Source organism: Methanogenium organophilum (assembly GCF_026684035.1).
In the GTDB taxonomy this organism is placed as follows: Archaea; Halobacteriota; Methanomicrobia; order Methanomicrobiales; family Methanomicrobiaceae; genus Methanogenium; species Methanogenium organophilum.
This window is the reverse complement of record NZ_CP113361.1, coordinates 1,609,151-1,626,533: the sequence shown is the minus strand read 5'-3', so window position 1 is coordinate 1,626,533 and position 17,383 is coordinate 1,609,151. Positions and strand designations below refer to the sequence as shown.

Genomic DNA, 17,383 nt, shown 5'->3' with positions numbered 1-17,383 from the left:
TTTGGTGACTATTTTGAGGATTTATGTCTGGAAACAAGGATTACAGTAAAGATTCAATTCTCTCCTATTGGGGAGCAGTGGTAATGATTTTGGCAGTATTTTTCATTGGTTCCCTATATGGAATGATCACTCAATCCCAGATTTCTTCAGAACATATCAACGAATATTTCGATATACTGTATGAGACAGAAATTTACTCCCATGGGGAGGAAGAAATCGGAAATTTCATCTCATCTCTCCCTTCCAATGAGAGTGAACAGGAACGATTAGAGCGCATTGCTCTCTGGGTCACATCAAATTTTACAAATATCAATTGGGAAACGAATATCCGGGGGAATTCCGAGTATGACTATTCAAACTTTGGGCCGGGTATGAACAGATATGTCTACGATCCTTCTGGTAGATTACGTGTATATCCACCGAGTTCCTATGCAAACAACCCCCAATGGATTGCATATTATAAGACTGGGGCATGTGGTGAGCTTGCAACACTCTTTTCAGAGATTGCAAACAGAACCGGCACACCTTCTCACGTGGTTGCAGCAAATTTTTATGGTGGAAATAACCATGCTTGGGTTGAAATTACCCGCGAAAACGGAGATTTATGGGTTTTTGATCCAACTATGTACGGTGAGTATATGCAGGGTCAGACTGTGCCGTATGGTGCTTGGTTCACGAGCGTTGAACGTTGGAATATTCCTTGGGAGAAGGATGTGACCTATGTCTACATAGCAGGTACACATGAAGAGATAACATGTCATTATCCATCTATTGAAAAATCAATGGAAGTGCGGATGATGCGAATTCAGCATTTGAAATCAATCCTGTAATGATCTGCAGGTAATATGGCAGTGGCGACGGCATCCATTTTGAGTATGCTGGCAAGACTGCGAGGTCACCCCACCCCTAACCACTGCACCACCCACGCCACAAAGGCTCCTGCCACCCCACTCAACCCCGCGACAATACCCCCGGTCCGCATCTCTGCCCCGGCCTTCTCAGCCCGCCACCCTTCCAGGTCCCGGATGCGGGCCTCGAAGTCTGCATCTGTCTCCTTCATCTCTTTCAGTGTCCGGCAGATCCACTTTACATCACGGTGCGTCTCGATGATTTTGGCGTTCAGGTCATCCATCACTTTCTCATCCCTTCTCCATATTTTTCTCTGCATATACTCTACCGCCAACGAGGATAAATATTACCTATAGTAATATATGGCCAGATTACAGGTACCATCCGGAGCAGGGTGAGGCAACTGTGTATGCCCCCACCATATTTTTTCAGATGCTCATCGCCTCCATGTCCGTGAATGGATGCAACCATCCGATTAATAAATATTCGTCCATTTTGCGGCGCCAGATGCCGTACGAGAAACAGACGGTTTTGCCGGTGCGCCTCCGCCCATTTCCCACCCGGATGTGTCTCATTTTTCTGTCATACTGCCGAAAATTTGTAACAGAACATCCAATGTTAAGTCATGTTAATATTACTCAAAGTAATAGTTTAATATGTCAGTCGAACCCCGGGAACCGGCTGGCAGGAAGTGCCAACAATGGCTGACTTTATCCAGACCACCAACACCAAGAGTGCGGTGCGGGACCTTACTGTCCCCATCGCTGATATCACCACCTTCGATGCCCTCGTGCAGGACATCATCGACACCAACCCCTTCGGCTGTACTTCATACACCGAGAAGGGTGTACCAATCGACCCCGTCGTCCGTTCCCAGGAACGGTATGACGCAAAAATCATCTACGAAAACCTCGAGGCCGATACCGTCGGCGACGTCTCCGTCCAGGTGGAGTCCGTCACAGCATTCGGAGCCGCTGCCGGTCATGTGATGGCCGACAACGACCTTGCGAATGCAATCGGCGGAACGCAGTCCCGCAACACCGCAAAGGACACGTTCTCCTGCAAGCTGAAGTGCCATGACGCGAACAGCGAGACATACTACGTCACCCTCTCCCGCGACAAAGTACGGATCTCATCCTATACGGATGATGCCATCCGTGCAGCGGTTGAGGCCTGGGCCGACGGGAAGCCTGAACTGAGCTGAACTGAGCTGATTGATGCCCGAAACAGGGATACTAACCTCCCTGTTTTTGCGAAAATACGGGTGAAACGGACGCCATTTCAATCAGTATCAGTGGCATCCAAAATACGGCAATTTTGTACGTTATTTTAAATATTACCGAATTATTGCAGAGTATTATGCGGGTGCTGTTGTCTGCATTTTTGGAAGGATACATGGCCTGGTTCATAGTGAGAACGGCTCCCTCCGACCATCTGTGGGGATGCGTTTTTCCGAGGTGCGGGCCCGTTTAGGGGGCTATGTATACGATGCGTAACCAGAAGGCGGTATTTTCCCTAAAAGCGCGAAATCATTCCATTTTTGCAAAGTGAGAGACGAGAATAACCAATAAAACAGCAAAAAAAAGCAAAATGCCAATACTGCAGGCAAAGGATTTCTACAAGGCCAAATATCATTTATTATCCTCATTCGTAAACCATTACCTTTGATTACACTGCGGGCGAACTATCTACTCTCGTGAATGATGCTACCGATGAATACCGGGTGATCATTACCCGAAAACCTGTTCGCAACGCCCGGATGCGGGTGATGCCCGACGGGACCGTCCGGATAACCGCACCAAAGGGGTTTAACACGGCACGCTTCATTGAAGAAAAGAGAGACTGGATTCGCGCACGCCAGGCGGAAATGGACCAGTTGGCGGCAGGGTGCATTACAGTGGCATCAGACCGGATGCTTCTCCTCGGCACCGGATATTCAGTCCGTGAAGGGAGTCACTGCGAGACCGACCATTGCGATACCGTGATCACGGCCCCAAACCCTCCTGCCCTCAGGCAGCATCTGACGAATGATTTCCGGTCATTAATCACCGAAACCGTTGCCATCCGTGCAGATGAGATGGGAGTCTCGCCCGGCCGCTGTGCCATCCGGATGCAGAAGACCCGCTGGGGGAGCTGTTCCTCTGCAGGAAACCTCAATTTTAACCTCAAATTATATGCCCTGCCAGCACATCTAATGGATTACGTAGTGGTGCATGAACTTGCACATCTGAACGTTCTGAACCACTCCCCTGCATTCTGGTCTCTGGTTGCCACACAGTATCCGGAATATAAAAACGCAGAGACAGACCTGCGCCGGTACTGGGTCGCAATAGAACGCAATCACTGGTGGAACACCATACAGAAATAATCAGGAGGATAAAGATGAAGCGGGCTTTACAGTGGTGCGGCGAGATGCGCCGGAATCCAACCCTTCACCGGTGGCACATCTTTTATGCTATTTTTCCCTTTGCAGTGCTCGCCGTGTATCTCGCAATCCTCTACCTTGCCCTCCCCAAAGCGCAATTCTGGACATTCGGGGCGTTGGGACTTGCATATCTGTTCCCCCCCGCCGGAAAAGAGACTGTCATCCCCCTGATGGTGATTGGCGGTCTGCCGTGGTGGCTTGCAGCCATCTCCATCATGCTCTTTGACCTGATGGGGGCACTCTTCATCATCTGGAACTTCCCCCTTGCCCTCAGAATACCCTGGTTCGGAAGCTGGGCGGAACGGTTTATGTCAACCGGTCGTGAGCAGTTTGACCGCTACCCGGTGATCGAACACATCTCAACGGTTGGTCTTGCATTCTTTGTGATGATCCCCTTTGAAGGGTCGGGAGGAGTTGCCGCGTCCCTCATCGGGCGCATGCTCGGGATGGATTACCTGAAGATCCTCGTGAGTGTCGGCGTGGGATCACTCCTTTCGGCATCAGCAATTGCGCTCTCTGCTGACTTCATCATCTCCCTCGTCGAGTCCGGTATCATCTCCGGAATTGCGGGGGCAGGGATTCTTATTGTCGCAATTGTCGCGGTATATATCTGGGGAAAACGCAGACTGAGGAACGGAAGAGCGGTACCCGAAGAAAAAAATTCACAATAGAGGAGGCCCGCATACGCAGATATCAGATGAACCGTGTGTCATCAGAAATCCAAAAAAAACGGAGATGAACATTCTCCCTTCGTCATTTCCCTCCTGCATAACCATCTGTCAAACGCAGCAGGACAAATCTTCTCATCCGAGAGGTTATAGCCGCTGAGACGAAGGTGAAACGTTCTCAACAATCACTCATACTTACCGCGGGGATGCTCCCACCCGGTATACCCACAATAGATACAGCAATCCCCCCCACATTTTGGACAGAGTTTCGCCGGTTTTCTCACTTCAACAGATCCGGTCTTATTGCAGTAGGTGCAACCGAGGCCATCACAAGCGTGGCAGGTCACTGTTTCGTATTCAATCTTTTCGGTGTTTTCTGCTTTTTCGCTCTTTTCCGTATCAGCCATATATTCATCTCCTCCTCAGTCCGTATTATCTGTTTCTCCACTCCAGCCGGGACATCGGGTCTCAAGAATGCGTTTCATTATCTGGCGTGAACCGGTAAACCCGGGACCTTTACAGGCACCGACACGGACAACCTCCGCATCAATACCCCGTTCCCGGAGGGCTGTCCTAAGAGAATCCTCTGAAAAGTGCTGGTTAAACCCAAGAGTGATGACGTCCGGGTTAATCTCCTCAATCGGCCGGAACATATCCTCCGTATCCCCCAGTCGTGCCTCATCTACGACTGCAAGGGACCGGATCATGCAAAGCCGCTGCCCTTCGGGCACAACCGGTGCCGGTTTGTGCACCACATTTACATCACGGGCGACAATGACATACAGTTCATCACCCAGTGCACGCGACTTCTCCAGATAGTAGATATGTCCCGGGTGAAGTAGATCAAAGGTACCGGTTGCAACCACCCGTTTCACTCGATCACCTCAAGGAATACCGGTGTCCCGTCACGGCGAAATGCCCGCCAGTCCTCTTCCCCGTATGGCGGCCCGAAAATAAGATGATACTGACCCATTCTTCCGAAGAACCGCATATCCGCATCAGACGGCCTCAGCGCACCACTCGGATGGGAATGGGCACTCCCTGCCGTATGGACATCCAAAGGCATCATCTCAGGAGAAAATCCGGCACTCCGTTCGGTGACAACGGTTCCTGGTGCCAGATCAAATTCTTCAATGACCCCGTTTGTTTCCCGCAGAACTGCCACGAATTCCCGGGGATGCTGGCTGTTTCCAACTGCCCGAAGGGTATCCAGACACTCTCTTCTGATGCCGCGAATCTCCATTTATCTCATATATGTAGGTATAGCCTTCAGATAATGGTATCACTAGAGACGGCGGTTGAGTGGACAGATACCTTCAATATAAAGAAAGAATAGTGATAATCAAAGAGAGTGGAGAAGGAAAAATGGTTTTTAAAACATTGCTCGTCGCATATGACGGTTCAGAATTCAGCCGCGAAGCGCTCAGGACAGCGGTCGCCAATGCACCCCTCTGGGATGCGAAAGTGCATACCATCTATGTGGTAAATCCCCGCTATTATGCATCCACCATCGTTGACCCCCAGATAGGTGTCGTCGAACCCCGTTCAGAACACTGGCTCCAGATGCTTGAACGGGAGGCAGAAGAGATGCTTGAGGAGGCAAAAGAAATTGCCGCCGCTGCTGAAATAGAAATTATCCCCCACATGGTTATCGGAGACCCGCGGGACGAAATCCTGGAGACCGCAAAAGAGATAGGGGCAGATCTCATCATCCTGGGATCGGCAGGGAAGGGCATGACAAAGCGGTTCCTTCTGGGCAGCGTGAGCACTTCAGTCGTTACGCAAAGTCCCATCGCAACTCTTGTAGTCCATACGCATGATGAGAAGTAAAAACAGGAAAGAGGATTAAAAATCCCCATCCTGTTCAAAACTTCGTCCGAAACGGAGGGCCAGTTCCGCCTTATAGAGCTCTTTTCCCAGGTAGGCAGCATGGTCCAAAAGGGAGACCCTGTCATCTGCGAGGAGGGCATGGAATATCTCATCCCACTTTTTCCCCCGGAAGGCAATGCCTTTGTGTTCTGCGATAATCCACCCGTCCTCAATACCAATTCTCAGGTTCCCACGGGGATCAAAGACCAGTTCATCAGGTACAGGCGACACGTCACGGGTTATTTCCCGTGGTATTGACGGTTCATGCCGGCGACGTTTCTCCTTGATGCAGAAGAGCGAGAGGCCAAGATCCTTCGCATACGGCCGGTCTCCCATGAGTGCCATCATCTCCGCAGCACGCCGCATCTCCCGCACGCTCCCCTGTGTCTTATCCGAGTGTTCGCTCGTAAAGAGTATGGCAGCATGACACTCATGTGCCATTGCAGCTAAGAGGGCATTTACTCCCACAGAGTCGGTATCGATGAGTTCGGTAACATTTCCCGCGCCAAAAAAACGCGGATACCCCCTGTCCTCAAAGCCTCCAAGGGAGGAGACAAGCCCGCTCCCTGCCGGTTGCAGAAGAGGATCTGCGATAATACGGGTGATGCCAGCCGCCTCTGCCGCTCGGAGATTCTCACCAAGAGAGGCATCACCGGGAACTATCACCGCTGCCGCGCCGGCTGCTGCCGCCGCAGCGCCGATATACGGAATATTTTCCTCCTGCAGCGAGAGGATTAGATCAACATACGGGAGGGAAGCCTCTATGAGTGCCGGGTCCTGCGTATCGACGGCAAGCGGGACAGGAAGATCCCGCAATACGGCAAAGACCCGCCGCACATCATCGGGGACCGCATCAAATCCAAAGCCAATGTCAATAATATCCGCACCGGCTGCGAGATACCGCTCTGCTGTGCCACGGATGTCAGGCTGACGATGGGCGTCCATGATCTCTGCAAGAACCTTCATACGCGAATCCCCGCCAATACGGCACCCCCGTAGTGTAAAGGCACAGGACGCACCCTCCTCCATCTGGATCAGGCGGTTTCGCGCCTCTTCTTCACGGATACCGGCAAGAAACTCATCGGCGGGCACCGTGCGGGAGAACTCCACTTCCCCTAAGAGGCGCAGCATCATCCCGATATCTGCTGCGTGCCGGGGACCACGATAGACCGGAATCCCCAACTCCTCTTCTGCTGAGGCAAAGGATGCGGTGCACATCCCTGAAGTTATAACAACATCGTAGAAACCGTCCTTTGCTATCGCGCACAGCTGGTCCGGTGTTAAAAAAGAGGCGATTTTACCGGTGACAACAACATCAGCGTCAAACCCGGCAGCTGCTCTTCGCACAATCTTCTCAGCAATTGTCCCTGTCGGAAGCAGTATCCGCATACGTTTCACGCTTCACTTTAATTATCCATGAATGAATAAAGGTACTGATCTGATGCTGAAGTGTGACCTGCATGTACATACCAATTACTCCCGTGACGGGGAAAGCAGTGTGGAGGCATGCCTGAAACGGGCGGAAGAACGGGGGCTTGACGCCATCGCCATCACCGATCATGACACCACAGAGGGCGCATTATATGCCATTAAATGCGAAACGCCCGTGCTCGTCATCCCGGGAATAGAGATATCCACCGCAGATGGCCATCTCATTGCTCTGGGTATCACAGAGAAGATACCGGCAGACCTCGATTTTGCCGAGAGCGTAAAACGGGCACATGCAGCAGGTGCACTCTGCATCATCCCCCATCCATATCATAAATGGCGTCACGGTGCCGCCCTCAAAGTAAAGACGGCCATCGCGATGGTGGACGCAGTCGAGTCGTTCAACAGCCGCTATATCACCGGTGCAGCAAACAGGAAAGCCGCCCGAAAGGCTGCACAATCCGGAAAACCCTGTGTGGCCGGGAGCGACGCACACAATGCACGGTACGTCGGCTATGGAGTTACCCTCATTGATGCGCCGCCGGAGGTCCCTGCCATCCTTGAGGCCATTCGTGACGGACGGTGCAGTATTCATGGACGGATGACACCCCTTCGCACCTACACCCGTCAGTCCATGCGGGGTGCAAAACGCAGAATTTCCCGGCGGATTCATCGATGAGACTGGCATTTCAGGTTGCATATATCGGAACCGATTTTCATGGTTCGCAGATGCAGGCCAGCAGCCGAACCGTTGAAGGGACCTTCATTCGTGACTGCCAGGACCTTGGCCTCTTTGACGACTGGCGCAAAGCCGGGTTCGCGTTCTCCGGCAGAACCGATCGCGGCGTCCATGCACGCAGACAAATCTGTGCCTTCACAACCTCCCTCCCAGAGCGTGCAATAGGACGCCTGAACCGGATTCTGCCGGAGGATTGCTGGTGTACCGGGTGGGCAGAAACGGATGAAACATTCCACCCGCGGTATCATGCAAAAACACGTACGTACCGGTATTATCTCTATGATGACGGTACCACCGACCTTGCCTGCATGCAGGAGGCAGCATCCCTCCTTTTAGGCACCCATAATTTCACCCATTTCTCCCGCCTAAAAGGGAAAAATCCTGAAAAGACCATTCTGTCCTCACAGATCCACATTGAAAACGGCTTTTACGTATATGAAATAACGGCACCCGGATTTCTCTGGAATATGGTGCGTTGTATTGTTACCGCCCTCGTTGCCATAGGCAGAAATGAAATAGACACAGACTATCTGACAGCACTGCTCAACGCAACACCCCGTATGCGCCACCTTACACCGGCACCGGCGGAAGGACTGATCCTCTGGGATATCGACTGCGGCATAACATTCACCCCACTTGCGGTCAGCGGGAGAAGAAAAGACGCGGTAAGAGAACGCAGACGTTATTTTGAAACAATGAAAAAAGTGGATATGCTTCTGGATTAGACCGGACGCACCGTTGCCTGAGAAGGCACAACGAGTTCCCGCATCCATGAGGACATCGGGGAATCAGAGGTGCGTGCAGAGACCAGGAAATCCAGACGGTTATCCACCAGACCACGATAGGTGATTGTCAGGTGATAATCACTCTCGCGCAGAGTGAGACCATACATTTTCACGGTCATGTGTGCAGGCTGAAACTCTACAGGAGTACCAATGGAGAGGATCTGGCGTTCGTTACCAATTTTCAGTGTCACGTCGTTGCCTGAACTGACGGCAAGAACCGGCACATTTCCAAAAAATACTTCAGAACTGTCCGGCAGGAGCACATCATAGGTGGCTACATACGGGTAACTGTTCCCCCACGCATTCTGGTTTCCAAAGGCATCAAATGTCAGATATCCTGCGACAACTACCACACCTATGATAACTACGAGGAGAATCAGGCCCTTAAACAGACCAAATCCTTTTTTGTGCTCTTTTTTATAGGCTTTTACCGCCTCCTTCTTCATCTTCTCTTCATTCTCTACCCGCCTGCGTTCTTCCTCGATGATCTTCTGCTTCTCTTCTTCAGTGATCATTGGTGTTTCGGGGGCTGAGGGAGTGGGCTCTTTCTGCACCACTTCTTCCGGGGATACGTTTTCCCGCGGGGTATCAGCCGGCGATGACGTATTGTCCTTCTTTTCTTCATCCATATTCGAATTTCACCCCATTATGTCTGGTATATGAAACACTGCACCCACACAGTATTTATTCATTCCTGAAAAAGCCAGAATGGAAATTCCGGATATTAAAACGTATCAACACTGATCGGCGTAACATCAACCCCATCAGGCATAATTACGTTTACCGCCCATTCCGGAACCGGTCGGGTAGTCATCACAGCAACAGCAAAATCATTCTGATTGGTCTGCGGGACATACCCACGGAATGTGGCAACAATTTGGTAATCACTTTCAAAGAGGGTAATACCAAATATTCGGATTACCATCCGTTTGGGTGACGAGAGTGTGATCTTTTCTCCCACACCGATCTCGGTTCCCAGACCACCACTGATACTAACTATGACCTTATCGCCTGTTCCTGACACCGTCACCGGAATGCCGGCAAAATCGACTGATTCAGCCTGCGGAATCCGCATATTATAAGAGCTTACATACGGAAAAGAGTCCCCGGTCGCCGGGAGATCTGGCTGCACGGAAAACGTGAGCAGAGCTGCGGCAATGATGACAATGATAATTGCAGCACCAATTCCTGCGTTTCGTTTCCATCTGCTGGCAGACTGTTTCCGCGATTCAGCCTCAATTTCCCGTTCAATTTCCTTTCTCTGACGAACACGCTCCTGTTCAATGGCTTTCTGCTTCTCTTCCCATACCTTTGCGTTTGCAAGCTGTTCGCGTATTTTTATATCTGCCGCTTCATCCTCCAGTTTACGTCGAATTTCATCTGTATCAGGAGGGATTTCATCACGGACGTTCATATCGGCGGGTGGCAGAATATCTTCAGTGTTTTTTCCCATTGCAGGAGATTCTGAGTTTGTATTATCGGGGATTATATTTCCCCGCAACTGGTTTAGCACGACTGAAGCATCGGCTTTTCCGGGAACATCTTTCCCAGAGGGAACAGACATCGTTTTTTCGTCAGATTCAACGCTCATTGTCGCAAAACACCTAATCAATATCGAGGAATTAAAGATATTTAATATTGAGTCTCTTGGTATCGTAAGGGACAGATCCGCACGCTTATTTAATTCAATTATAAACCTATCTGACAGATAGTTAGGGACAGGATGAAGATGGGTACAATTCTTGTATGTGATGATTCTCTTTTTCAGAGGCGTATTCTGACATCGATTGTGAAAAAAAACGGACATAATCCATTAGAAGCTGAAAATGGCCATGAATGTCTCGAAATGGCCAAAAAATATAACCCGGATTTGATCTTCCTCGATCTCCTGATGCCGGAATATGATGGTTTTGCGGTCCTCTCTGATGCAAAAGACCAGTTATCTGACATTCCTATCGTTGTTATCACGGCAGATATCCAGGACATAACACGCAATGAATGTATGGAACTGGGTGCGCGGGCATTCCTGAACAAGCCGGTTGACCACGACAAGGCAAAGGCGGTCATTCAGGAAATTCTGGGCAAAAAGGGTTGACATCTGATGGAAGAGATTTCTGAATCCGATATGGATACCCTTAGAGAGCTTATCAACATCGGCATCGGCAGAGCAGCAGGTATACTAAATGAACTGACCCTGGCACGGGTGATCCTGGAAGTGCCGGTGGTCGAACTGATCAACAGAGAGAACCTCGGCCACCATGCAGGATCATTTGGTGGGGCAACCGCATCTGCGGTGATGATCGATTTTAACGGATACATCGCAGGGTCAACCGCACTTGTCTTTGACACACCGGGGGCTGCCGCCCTCATATATGCCATCACAGGAGAAGAGTTCGAAAAACCAGAACTGGACGTGATGATGAGGGAGACACTGAAAGAGGTGGGCAATATCTGCATCAACGGCGTGATGGGTTCCATCGGTAATATTCTTCATGAACATATCAGCTATACACCACCCCGATATGAGGAAGATACCGTCCCGGATCTTTTCAGACACACTTCAATCAGCAAACAAATGATCATTATCGTGAAAACCCGTTTTTTAGTTAGTGAAATCGATGTGAACGGTTACATCATGATGCTTTTAGAGTTCTCATCTCTCGAAAAGATTCTCTCAAAAATCGCAGAAACATGGGACGGTTCATTATGATGAAAAGTTCCGGTGACATTGTCTTTACCATGCTGGAATATCTCCCGGTTGGTGTATGTATTATCGACAGTGACTACACCGTCCATTTCTGGAATTCCTGCATGGAACAGTGGACGGGAAGAAGAAAGAATGAACTCACCGGGAATGACCTCAGAAACTATTTTTCCGCACTAAAACAGGACAGGTTGAAGCACCGTCTTGAGAACATCTTCACCGGCAGCAACACCCCCGTCATCCTCTCATCACAGATTCATACCTACATCTTCGATGCGCCGCTGCCCGGAGGTGCAATGCGCAGACAACATACAACGGTTCTGCCGATTGAACAGCCATCAGGGCATTATGCAATGTTTGTTTGTGAGGATGTGACCAGCCTGACAGATGAAATTCAGGCATGCCGTGAGATGAAGAATACTGCACTATGTGAACTGGAGAAGAGAGAAAAAGCAGAGTATAATCTTCGTGTGGCAAACGAAGACCTTCTCGCATATGTATCGGAGGCCACAGTACGGTTAAAGACGCCAGTATCCCTGATTGAAGAGAACCTCAGGGAAATCCTGAATCAAACGAACGGGGGTAACTGCGATACAGAGGAGATGAAGACAATCCTGAAACTGCAGATACAGGTGGCAAGTACTGTCGTTGAAAACCTCCGGGAACTCAGCGAGGCAATCATTGCCGGGAAAAAAGAAATCCCCACGGCATACAGGAATATGATTCACGAATGAACAGGATTACGGCAGACAAACTGGGAGAAGGGGACTCGTTTCTGGTCCTGTCATCGGCATCCTCGCTGAAAGAGAATAATATCCGTCTTGTGAAAGAGATTCAGCGTCTGGGATATCAGACAATCATGATCACCTTCAATCAGCCGTCACCAATCCTGAAACGGACGTATATAAAAAATGAAATTGATCTCAATACAATAATATTCATCGATGCAGTTTCAAAATATGCCCTTGGCACACTGCCAGAGGACATAGACCGTGCAGTATTCATCAGCAATCCCCGCAACCTCACAAATCTCAGCGTTGCAATCAGCGAGATGCTGAAAGAATTTGCAGGCACTGATACCTGTGTTATTCTGGACAGTATCAGTACGATGCTTATCTACCTGTCATCAGAAGACATCTCAAAGTTTGTTCATTTCATGACAAGCAAACTGGCAATTCTTGGTATGCCAGTATTCTTTGTTGCCGTAGAAAATGGGCTCAACCCGGTTTTAATGTCACATCTCTCCACCTTCACAGATGAAGTGATCGATTTTACATCTCCTGCCACTGACTGAATACAAGGAGGGCATCCTGCTTATTGCCAGTGTCAAACCAATACTTCATTATTATTCATGAGAAATATTTTAAGAGAGACTGGATACCATGGCCATACCTGATGAAGAGTTTTTACTCAAAACCACATCTGCGTGTGCTGGGTGCCCGTCATCCCTCATTCTGCGCTATGTGACAAAAGCTGCAGGAGCGGATACGGTGCTTGTAATCCCGGCATGCTGTACCAGCGTGATACAGGGAGTCTACCCTACAACCGCAATGAATATACCTGTCTATAATGTCGCATTTGCTTCTGCTGCCGCTGTTGCATCAGGAATGAGTGAGGCATTCCGTGCAGAGGGACGCAAGACAAATGTGATCTGCTACGCCGGTGACGGCGGAACGATTGACATCGGCATTCAGGCACTTTCCGGTGCACTTGAACGCGGGACAGACTTCCTCTATATCTGCTACGACAATGAGGCATACTCAAATACCGGCATGCAGCGGTCGGGTGCCACCCCGCTGGGTGCGATGACAACGACCACTCCCGGCGGTAAGAAAGATCAAAAAAAGGATCTGGATGCGATTGTTGCGGCGCACAATCCGGTGTACCAGGCAACTGCCTGCGCCGCCTATCCGCAGGATCTCTACAATAAGGTGGAAAAGGCACTCTCTATTCCGGGACCGAAGTTCATGCATGTTCTCGCACCCTGTCCTCCCGGATGGCGCTTCCCATCGGAGAAGACCATTGAGATGGGAAAGCTTGCGGTGAAGTCAGGCCTCTGGGTGCTCTATGAACGCGAGAACGGAAAACTCTCTATCACCGGTGCTTCAAAGGCGGCGATGAAGAAGCGTATTCCGGTAGAGGATTATCTTTCGGTGCAGGGCCGTTTCAGGAAGATAACTGCTGCGGAAACAGCAGAGGTCCAAAAGACCGTTGAAGATACTATTGCCCGTCTCCAGCGGGAGGTGGATGGCATATGCTGACATTCGGAACAGGCAACAAAGCGGTGGCAATGGCGGTCAGGGATGCAAAACCTGTCGTTGTTGCAGCCTATCCCATTACTCCGCAGACGGAGATCGTAGAAGAAATCGCAAACTTTGTAACGGACGGATCACTTGACGCCCGCTACATCCCGGTAGAATCCGAACACTCATCCATGGCAGCCTGTATTGGTGCTGCAGCTACCGGTGTGCGGACATTTACCGCCACCAGTTCACATGGGCTTGTCTACATGTGCGAGATGCTGCATATGTCCGCAGGTGCGAGGCTCCCGATCGTGATGGCAAATGCAAACCGTGCACTCGGCCCAGGCTGGAACATCGGTGCAGAGCATTCAGACTCAATATCGATGCGCGATACCGGCTGGCTGCAGGTCTACGTTTCAACCGTACAGGAAGCATATGATGCCACCGTGATGGCATTCCGGATTGCAGAGCACACAGATGTCCTCCTTCCGGTTATGATCAACCTTGACGGGTTCCTCCTGACACATATCACCCAGACCTTTGAAACTGTTGAACCGGGGGACTTCATACCGCCAACTGCAACCCCTCATGCAATTGACATCAATAACCCCGGCGGATACGGCACACTGACACCCGGAAATACCCACTTCAAGTTCCGCCACGATATCGAGCGTGGAATGCAGGCATCCGTTCCGGTAATTGTTGAGACGGAGGCGGATTTTGCACGCCGCTTCGGGCGCGAATACCACCTCTACGAGGAATACCGCTGTGAGGATGCAGATGTGGTCATCATCGCAATGGGCACACTCGGTAAAGAGATGGAAGTCGCAGTCGACATTCTCCGCGACGAAGGAGTTGCCGCAGGCGCAATCCGCATGCGGTGGTTCCGTCCGTTCATTGTCCCCGACCTTGATGGAAAAGAGGTGGTCGTCATAGACCGTGACTACTCGTTTGGATTTGGCGGTGTGGTTGCAAACGAACTGCAGGCAAAGTGCGGCTGCAAACCGTTCAGCGTGATCGCAGGTCTTGGTGGACAGGAAGTAACCTATGATGATATTGCCGAATTTGTCCGGATACGATGTCCCGGGAAAGAACACTGGTTCGGGGTGGATGACTGATGTATGAGATACGTCTTCACTCACGCGGTGGACAGGGCGGCGTAACTGCAGCAAAACTGATTGCGTACGCAGCATTCCTGGATGGAAAACATGCGACTGCGACACCGCTTTACGGTGCCGAGCGTCGGGGTGCTCCTGTGGTCTCTTTCATCCGCATTGATGACGAACCCATCCGGGTCTATTCCCAGATCAGAAACCCGGATCTTGTCATTGTTCTTGATGAATCGATCATGCAACTGGTGGATGTCCTGAATGGATTAAAGGCGGACGGCGAAGTGTTGATAAACAGCCAGACGGAGCCGGACGTGGAAGGGCACCGGACATACCCGGTTGACCTCACCGGTATTTCCCTCTCACTGGATCTGGTACTTGCCGGAAACCCCATCCTCAATACGCCACTTATTGGCGCTATCGCAAAACTTGGTCTGGTATCAAAGGAATCTGCAAAAAAAGTCATTGCAGAGACATTCAAAGACGTTCGAAATGTTGAAGCGGCACTGCGTGCCTATGAGGAGCTGAAGATATGAGTGCAAAACTGGCGATCTCCCGGCCTCGCGAAGGTGCAGCGGGAAAAAGCGGTTCATGGCGGACTTTCCGACCTGTTGTGGACCGGGAAAAATGCAATGAATGTGGTCTCTGCCGCCTCTACTGCCCGGATGCAGCGATAAGTGTAGACCTCATAATTGATTTGGACTATTGCAAAGGCTGTGGCATCTGTGCTGAAGAATGCCCTAAAAAAGCGATATCAATGGAACGGGAAGAAAAGTAAATCATCCTTTTCTTCATTTTTATCTTTTCAATCTTTTCCATTGCAATCGGTTGCCCGGATACGACGAATATTTTTTATAGTGTAGTGCGGCATTAGCGGTTGATCACCATGAAATGTCGTCTCATTCTTCTCCTCCTCTGTATTGCCTGTGCCACCGTCTGGATGACAGGGCCGGCCCTCGCAGATGAAGCTGTTGTGCTTCCGGGTGAACCGGAGGCAACCATCCTCCCGGTACCGACCCATCTGCCGGGAGAGGGCACCTCATATTATGATATCTATACCAATGTCGATGGTGCTGCCATCTCCTTTGACGGAGAATACCAGGGAGTAACTACAGGGGGGATCCTGAGTGTTCCCGTCCATACCACAGGAACACCATATTCTGTTGTATCCGCCGTGAAGACAGGCTATAATCCTACACAGCGAACCCTGCCCCCAGTCCCGCCGGAAGGGGAGCACACCTCAGTATACCTTACCCTAAACCCATTAAAACCTGTATCCGGAACGCTCTCCGTCTCTTCTTCACCCTCCGGTGCAGCAGTATATGTAAACAATGTCTACTATGGCATTACCCCACAGACAGTCCCCGGTCTCACCCCCGGAAACCATCTGGTTCAGATAACCCATTCCGGATATGAACCATGGTCGCAAACAGTGGGAGTCACTGCGGGCCAGATTATTACAGTAATGGCGGTGCTCACCCCAAAGCAGGATCAGGGAACGCTCACGGTGAGATCAAATCCCTCCGGAGCTGCCATCTACCTGGATAGTATCTATTATGGTATCACCCCGAAAACCATCAGCGGACTCGTGCCGGGTCTGCATGACCTTGAACTGACAAAGGCGGGATATGAGGATTCTGTGATGCGTGTAAGAATTTACACGGATCAGGTGACAACCGTATCAAAGAGTTTAAAGAAGATCTCATATCCTTCCACAGGTTCTGTTCAGGTGACATCAAACCCCGCCTATGCCTCAGTCTTTGTGAACGGGGTTTATTATGGGGATACGAAACCTGAAACACCTCTCATCGTCAGTGGTCTTGCACCCGGAAGCTATTCTGTGAAGGCCACGTTGACCGGTTATAATGATGCAGTAACGTCCGTCGTTGTTAATGCAGGCGCGGCAACACCGGTATCATTCTCCCTCACCCCGCTGAGCCCGGATGTTGCTGTAGCCTCACTGAGAGTGACATCTGCACCTTCCGGTGCACAGGTATATCTGGATAATGTTCTGGCAGGTGCCACACCAGTCACTGTACCGAACATCCCCCCCGGTGTGCATGAAGTGAGAGTCACCCTCACAGGATACCTTGAACATCGATCATCTGTCGACTTGTCCGCCGGGGAAACGGCATCCATTGACGTGAACCTTGATCCTGCACCCGAACAGTCACCCACAGGTATTCCTGCAATCATTATCTCCTTTGCTATCTGCAGCATTGTTCTTTCCTGCATATTCAGACGGGATAAATCCAGATAATTCCCCCACATACCGGACGGGGTTCATGTGGGAACCATAACAGTTTTCCTTTTTACCACACCAGAAACCAATATACCATACACCCAAAAAACAACATTTTCAAAAAATAATACCATTCTGACCGTACGGGATGGCAAACATCTAAATAGATAGCGTAATATTACGTGCATTGATCTCATATGCCATCATCCCGCGCCGGTCTGTTGTTCATTTTCATGCTGATATGCCAGTGTTGCATAATCCCTGTAGAAATCGTAGAAGCAGATACCGTATGCTTCTACAGTATCTATTCAAATGTAGACAC

The 17,383-nt window shown here is 50.3% G+C and carries 23 protein-coding genes; 16 read left to right on the top strand and 7 right to left on the bottom strand.

Annotated features, from left to right (window positions below; genetic code table 11):
• Positions 1-23: 23 nt before the first annotated feature.
• On the top strand, positions 24-830 hold the full coding sequence (locus OU421_RS08095; RefSeq protein ID WP_268185590.1) for a transglutaminase domain-containing protein: 807 nt from the start codon (positions 24-26) through the stop codon (positions 828-830).
• Positions 831-895: 65 nt separating this feature from the next.
• Here the strand turns inward: OU421_RS08095 and OU421_RS08090 are convergent, their stop codons facing one another.
• Positions 896-1,168, bottom strand: coding sequence for a hypothetical protein (locus OU421_RS08090; RefSeq protein WP_268185589.1), 273 nt, complete (start codon positions 1,166-1,168; stop codon positions 896-898).
• A 381-nt stretch (positions 1,169-1,549) separates the two neighbouring features.
• Here OU421_RS08090 and OU421_RS08085 point away from each other — a divergent pair, with 381 nt between their 5' ends.
• The 3 genes from OU421_RS08085 to OU421_RS08075 all read left to right on the top strand — a co-directional run bounded on the left by OU421_RS08085 (position 1,550) and on the right by OU421_RS08075 (position 3,945).
• Positions 1,550-2,053 (top strand): hypothetical protein, encoded by a 504-nt coding sequence (locus OU421_RS08085; RefSeq protein WP_268185587.1) that lies wholly within the window; start codon positions 1,550-1,552, stop codon positions 2,051-2,053.
• A 492-nt stretch (positions 2,054-2,545) separates the two neighbouring features.
• Positions 2,546-3,217 (top strand): M48 family metallopeptidase, encoded by a 672-nt coding sequence (locus OU421_RS08080; protein WP_268185585.1) that lies wholly within the window; start codon positions 2,546-2,548, stop codon positions 3,215-3,217.
• Between the two features lie 14 nt (positions 3,218-3,231).
• Positions 3,232-3,945 carry a small multi-drug export protein gene (locus OU421_RS08075; protein ID WP_268185583.1) on the top strand — a complete coding sequence of 238 codons (714 nt, stop codon included), beginning with the start codon at positions 3,232-3,234 and terminating at the stop codon, positions 3,943-3,945.
• Positions 3,946-4,127: 182 nt separating this feature from the next.
• Here OU421_RS08075 and OU421_RS08070 read toward each other — a convergent pair whose 3' ends face one another.
• From OU421_RS08070 to OU421_RS08060, 3 genes are read right to left on the bottom strand one after another with little or no spacing between them, the layout of a single operon-like run.
• The gene (locus OU421_RS08070; RefSeq protein WP_268185582.1) at positions 4,128-4,349 is read right to left on the bottom strand and encodes a hypothetical protein; all 222 of its coding nucleotides are present in this window, start codon (positions 4,347-4,349) and stop codon (positions 4,128-4,130) included.
• A 15-nt stretch (positions 4,350-4,364) separates the two neighbouring features.
• On the bottom strand, positions 4,365-4,817 hold the full coding sequence (locus OU421_RS08065; RefSeq protein ID WP_268185581.1) for an FAD synthase: 453 nt from the start codon (positions 4,815-4,817) through the stop codon (positions 4,365-4,367).
• Positions 4,814-5,185, bottom strand: coding sequence for a Mov34/MPN/PAD-1 family protein (locus OU421_RS08060; protein WP_268185579.1), 372 nt, complete (start codon positions 5,183-5,185; stop codon positions 4,814-4,816). The genes OU421_RS08065 and OU421_RS08060 overlap by 4 nt, the downstream gene beginning before the upstream one ends.
• A gap of 122 nt (positions 5,186-5,307) precedes the next feature.
• Between OU421_RS08060 and OU421_RS08055 the strand changes: the two genes are divergently transcribed.
• Positions 5,308-5,772: a universal stress protein gene (locus OU421_RS08055; protein ID WP_268185578.1), complete on the top strand. Its 465-nt coding sequence runs from the start codon at positions 5,308-5,310 to the stop codon at positions 5,770-5,772.
• Positions 5,773-5,787: 15 nt separating this feature from the next.
• On the opposite strand, the gene OU421_RS08050 is transcribed toward OU421_RS08055, so the two are convergent.
• The gene (locus OU421_RS08050) at positions 5,788-7,200 is read right to left on the bottom strand and encodes a DUF4346 domain-containing protein (RefSeq protein ID WP_268187886.1); all 1,413 of its coding nucleotides are present in this window, start codon (positions 7,198-7,200) and stop codon (positions 5,788-5,790) included.
• A 31-nt stretch (positions 7,201-7,231) separates the two neighbouring features.
• On the opposite strand from OU421_RS08050, the gene OU421_RS08045 reads away from it, so the two are divergent.
• Together OU421_RS08045 and truA are read left to right on the top strand one after the other, a co-directional pair.
• Positions 7,232-7,918: a CehA/McbA family metallohydrolase gene (locus tag OU421_RS08045; RefSeq protein WP_407659718.1), complete on the top strand. Its 687-nt coding sequence runs from the start codon at positions 7,232-7,234 to the stop codon at positions 7,916-7,918.
• Positions 7,915-8,703, top strand: a complete 789-nt coding sequence (gene truA / locus OU421_RS08040) for a tRNA pseudouridine(38-40) synthase TruA (RefSeq protein ID WP_268185577.1) — start codon at positions 7,915-7,917, stop codon at positions 8,701-8,703. The genes OU421_RS08045 and truA overlap by 4 nt, the downstream gene beginning before the upstream one ends.
• Here truA and OU421_RS08035 read toward each other — a convergent pair.
• Together OU421_RS08035 and OU421_RS08030 are read right to left on the bottom strand one after the other, a co-directional pair.
• Complete coding sequence (locus tag OU421_RS08035) at positions 8,700-9,392, bottom strand: hypothetical protein (RefSeq protein ID WP_268185576.1); 693 nt, start codon at positions 9,390-9,392, stop codon at positions 8,700-8,702. The genes truA and OU421_RS08035 overlap by 4 nt on opposite strands.
• A gap of 95 nt (positions 9,393-9,487) precedes the next feature.
• On the bottom strand, positions 9,488-10,354 hold the full coding sequence (locus tag OU421_RS08030; RefSeq protein ID WP_268185574.1) for a hypothetical protein: 867 nt from the start codon (positions 10,352-10,354) through the stop codon (positions 9,488-9,490).
• Between the two features lie 132 nt (positions 10,355-10,486).
• Here OU421_RS08030 and OU421_RS08025 point away from each other — a divergent pair, with 132 nt between their 5' ends.
• The 9 genes from OU421_RS08025 (at position 10,487) to OU421_RS07985 (ending at position 17,079) form a co-directional block, all read left to right on the top strand.
• Complete coding sequence (locus tag OU421_RS08025) at positions 10,487-10,858, top strand: response regulator (RefSeq protein ID WP_268185573.1); 372 nt, start codon at positions 10,487-10,489, stop codon at positions 10,856-10,858.
• Between the two features lie 6 nt (positions 10,859-10,864).
• The gene (locus OU421_RS08020) at positions 10,865-11,473 is read left to right on the top strand and encodes a chemotaxis protein CheC (protein WP_268185572.1); all 609 of its coding nucleotides are present in this window, start codon (positions 10,865-10,867) and stop codon (positions 11,471-11,473) included.
• Complete coding sequence (locus tag OU421_RS08015) at positions 11,470-12,201, top strand: PAS domain-containing protein (RefSeq protein WP_268185571.1); 732 nt, start codon at positions 11,470-11,472, stop codon at positions 12,199-12,201. The genes OU421_RS08020 and OU421_RS08015 overlap by 4 nt, the downstream gene beginning before the upstream one ends.
• A complete protein-coding gene (locus tag OU421_RS08010; protein ID WP_268185569.1) occupies positions 12,198-12,761 on the top strand; it encodes a DUF7504 family protein in 564 nt (187 codons plus the stop codon). The genes OU421_RS08015 and OU421_RS08010 overlap by 4 nt, the downstream gene beginning before the upstream one ends.
• Positions 12,762-12,849: 88 nt before the next feature.
• Positions 12,850-13,728: a thiamine pyrophosphate-dependent enzyme gene (locus OU421_RS08005; protein ID WP_268185567.1), complete on the top strand. Its 879-nt coding sequence runs from the start codon at positions 12,850-12,852 to the stop codon at positions 13,726-13,728.
• Entirely contained in the window at positions 13,722-14,828 is a 1,107-nt protein-coding gene (locus OU421_RS08000) for a transketolase C-terminal domain-containing protein (RefSeq protein ID WP_268185565.1), read from the top strand. Before OU421_RS08005 ends, OU421_RS08000 begins: the two co-directional genes overlap by 7 nt.
• Entirely contained in the window at positions 14,828-15,355 is a 528-nt protein-coding gene (locus OU421_RS07995; protein WP_268185563.1) for a 2-oxoacid:acceptor oxidoreductase family protein, read from the top strand. Before OU421_RS08000 ends, OU421_RS07995 begins: the two co-directional genes overlap by 1 nt.
• A complete protein-coding gene (locus OU421_RS07990; protein ID WP_268185561.1) occupies positions 15,352-15,597 on the top strand; it encodes a 4Fe-4S binding protein in 246 nt (81 codons plus the stop codon). The genes OU421_RS07995 and OU421_RS07990 overlap by 4 nt, the downstream gene beginning before the upstream one ends.
• A gap of 108 nt (positions 15,598-15,705) precedes the next feature.
• On the top strand, positions 15,706-17,079 hold the full coding sequence (locus tag OU421_RS07985) for a PEGA domain-containing protein (protein WP_268185560.1): 1,374 nt from the start codon (positions 15,706-15,708) through the stop codon (positions 17,077-17,079).
• Positions 17,080-17,383: the final 304 nt, after the last annotated feature.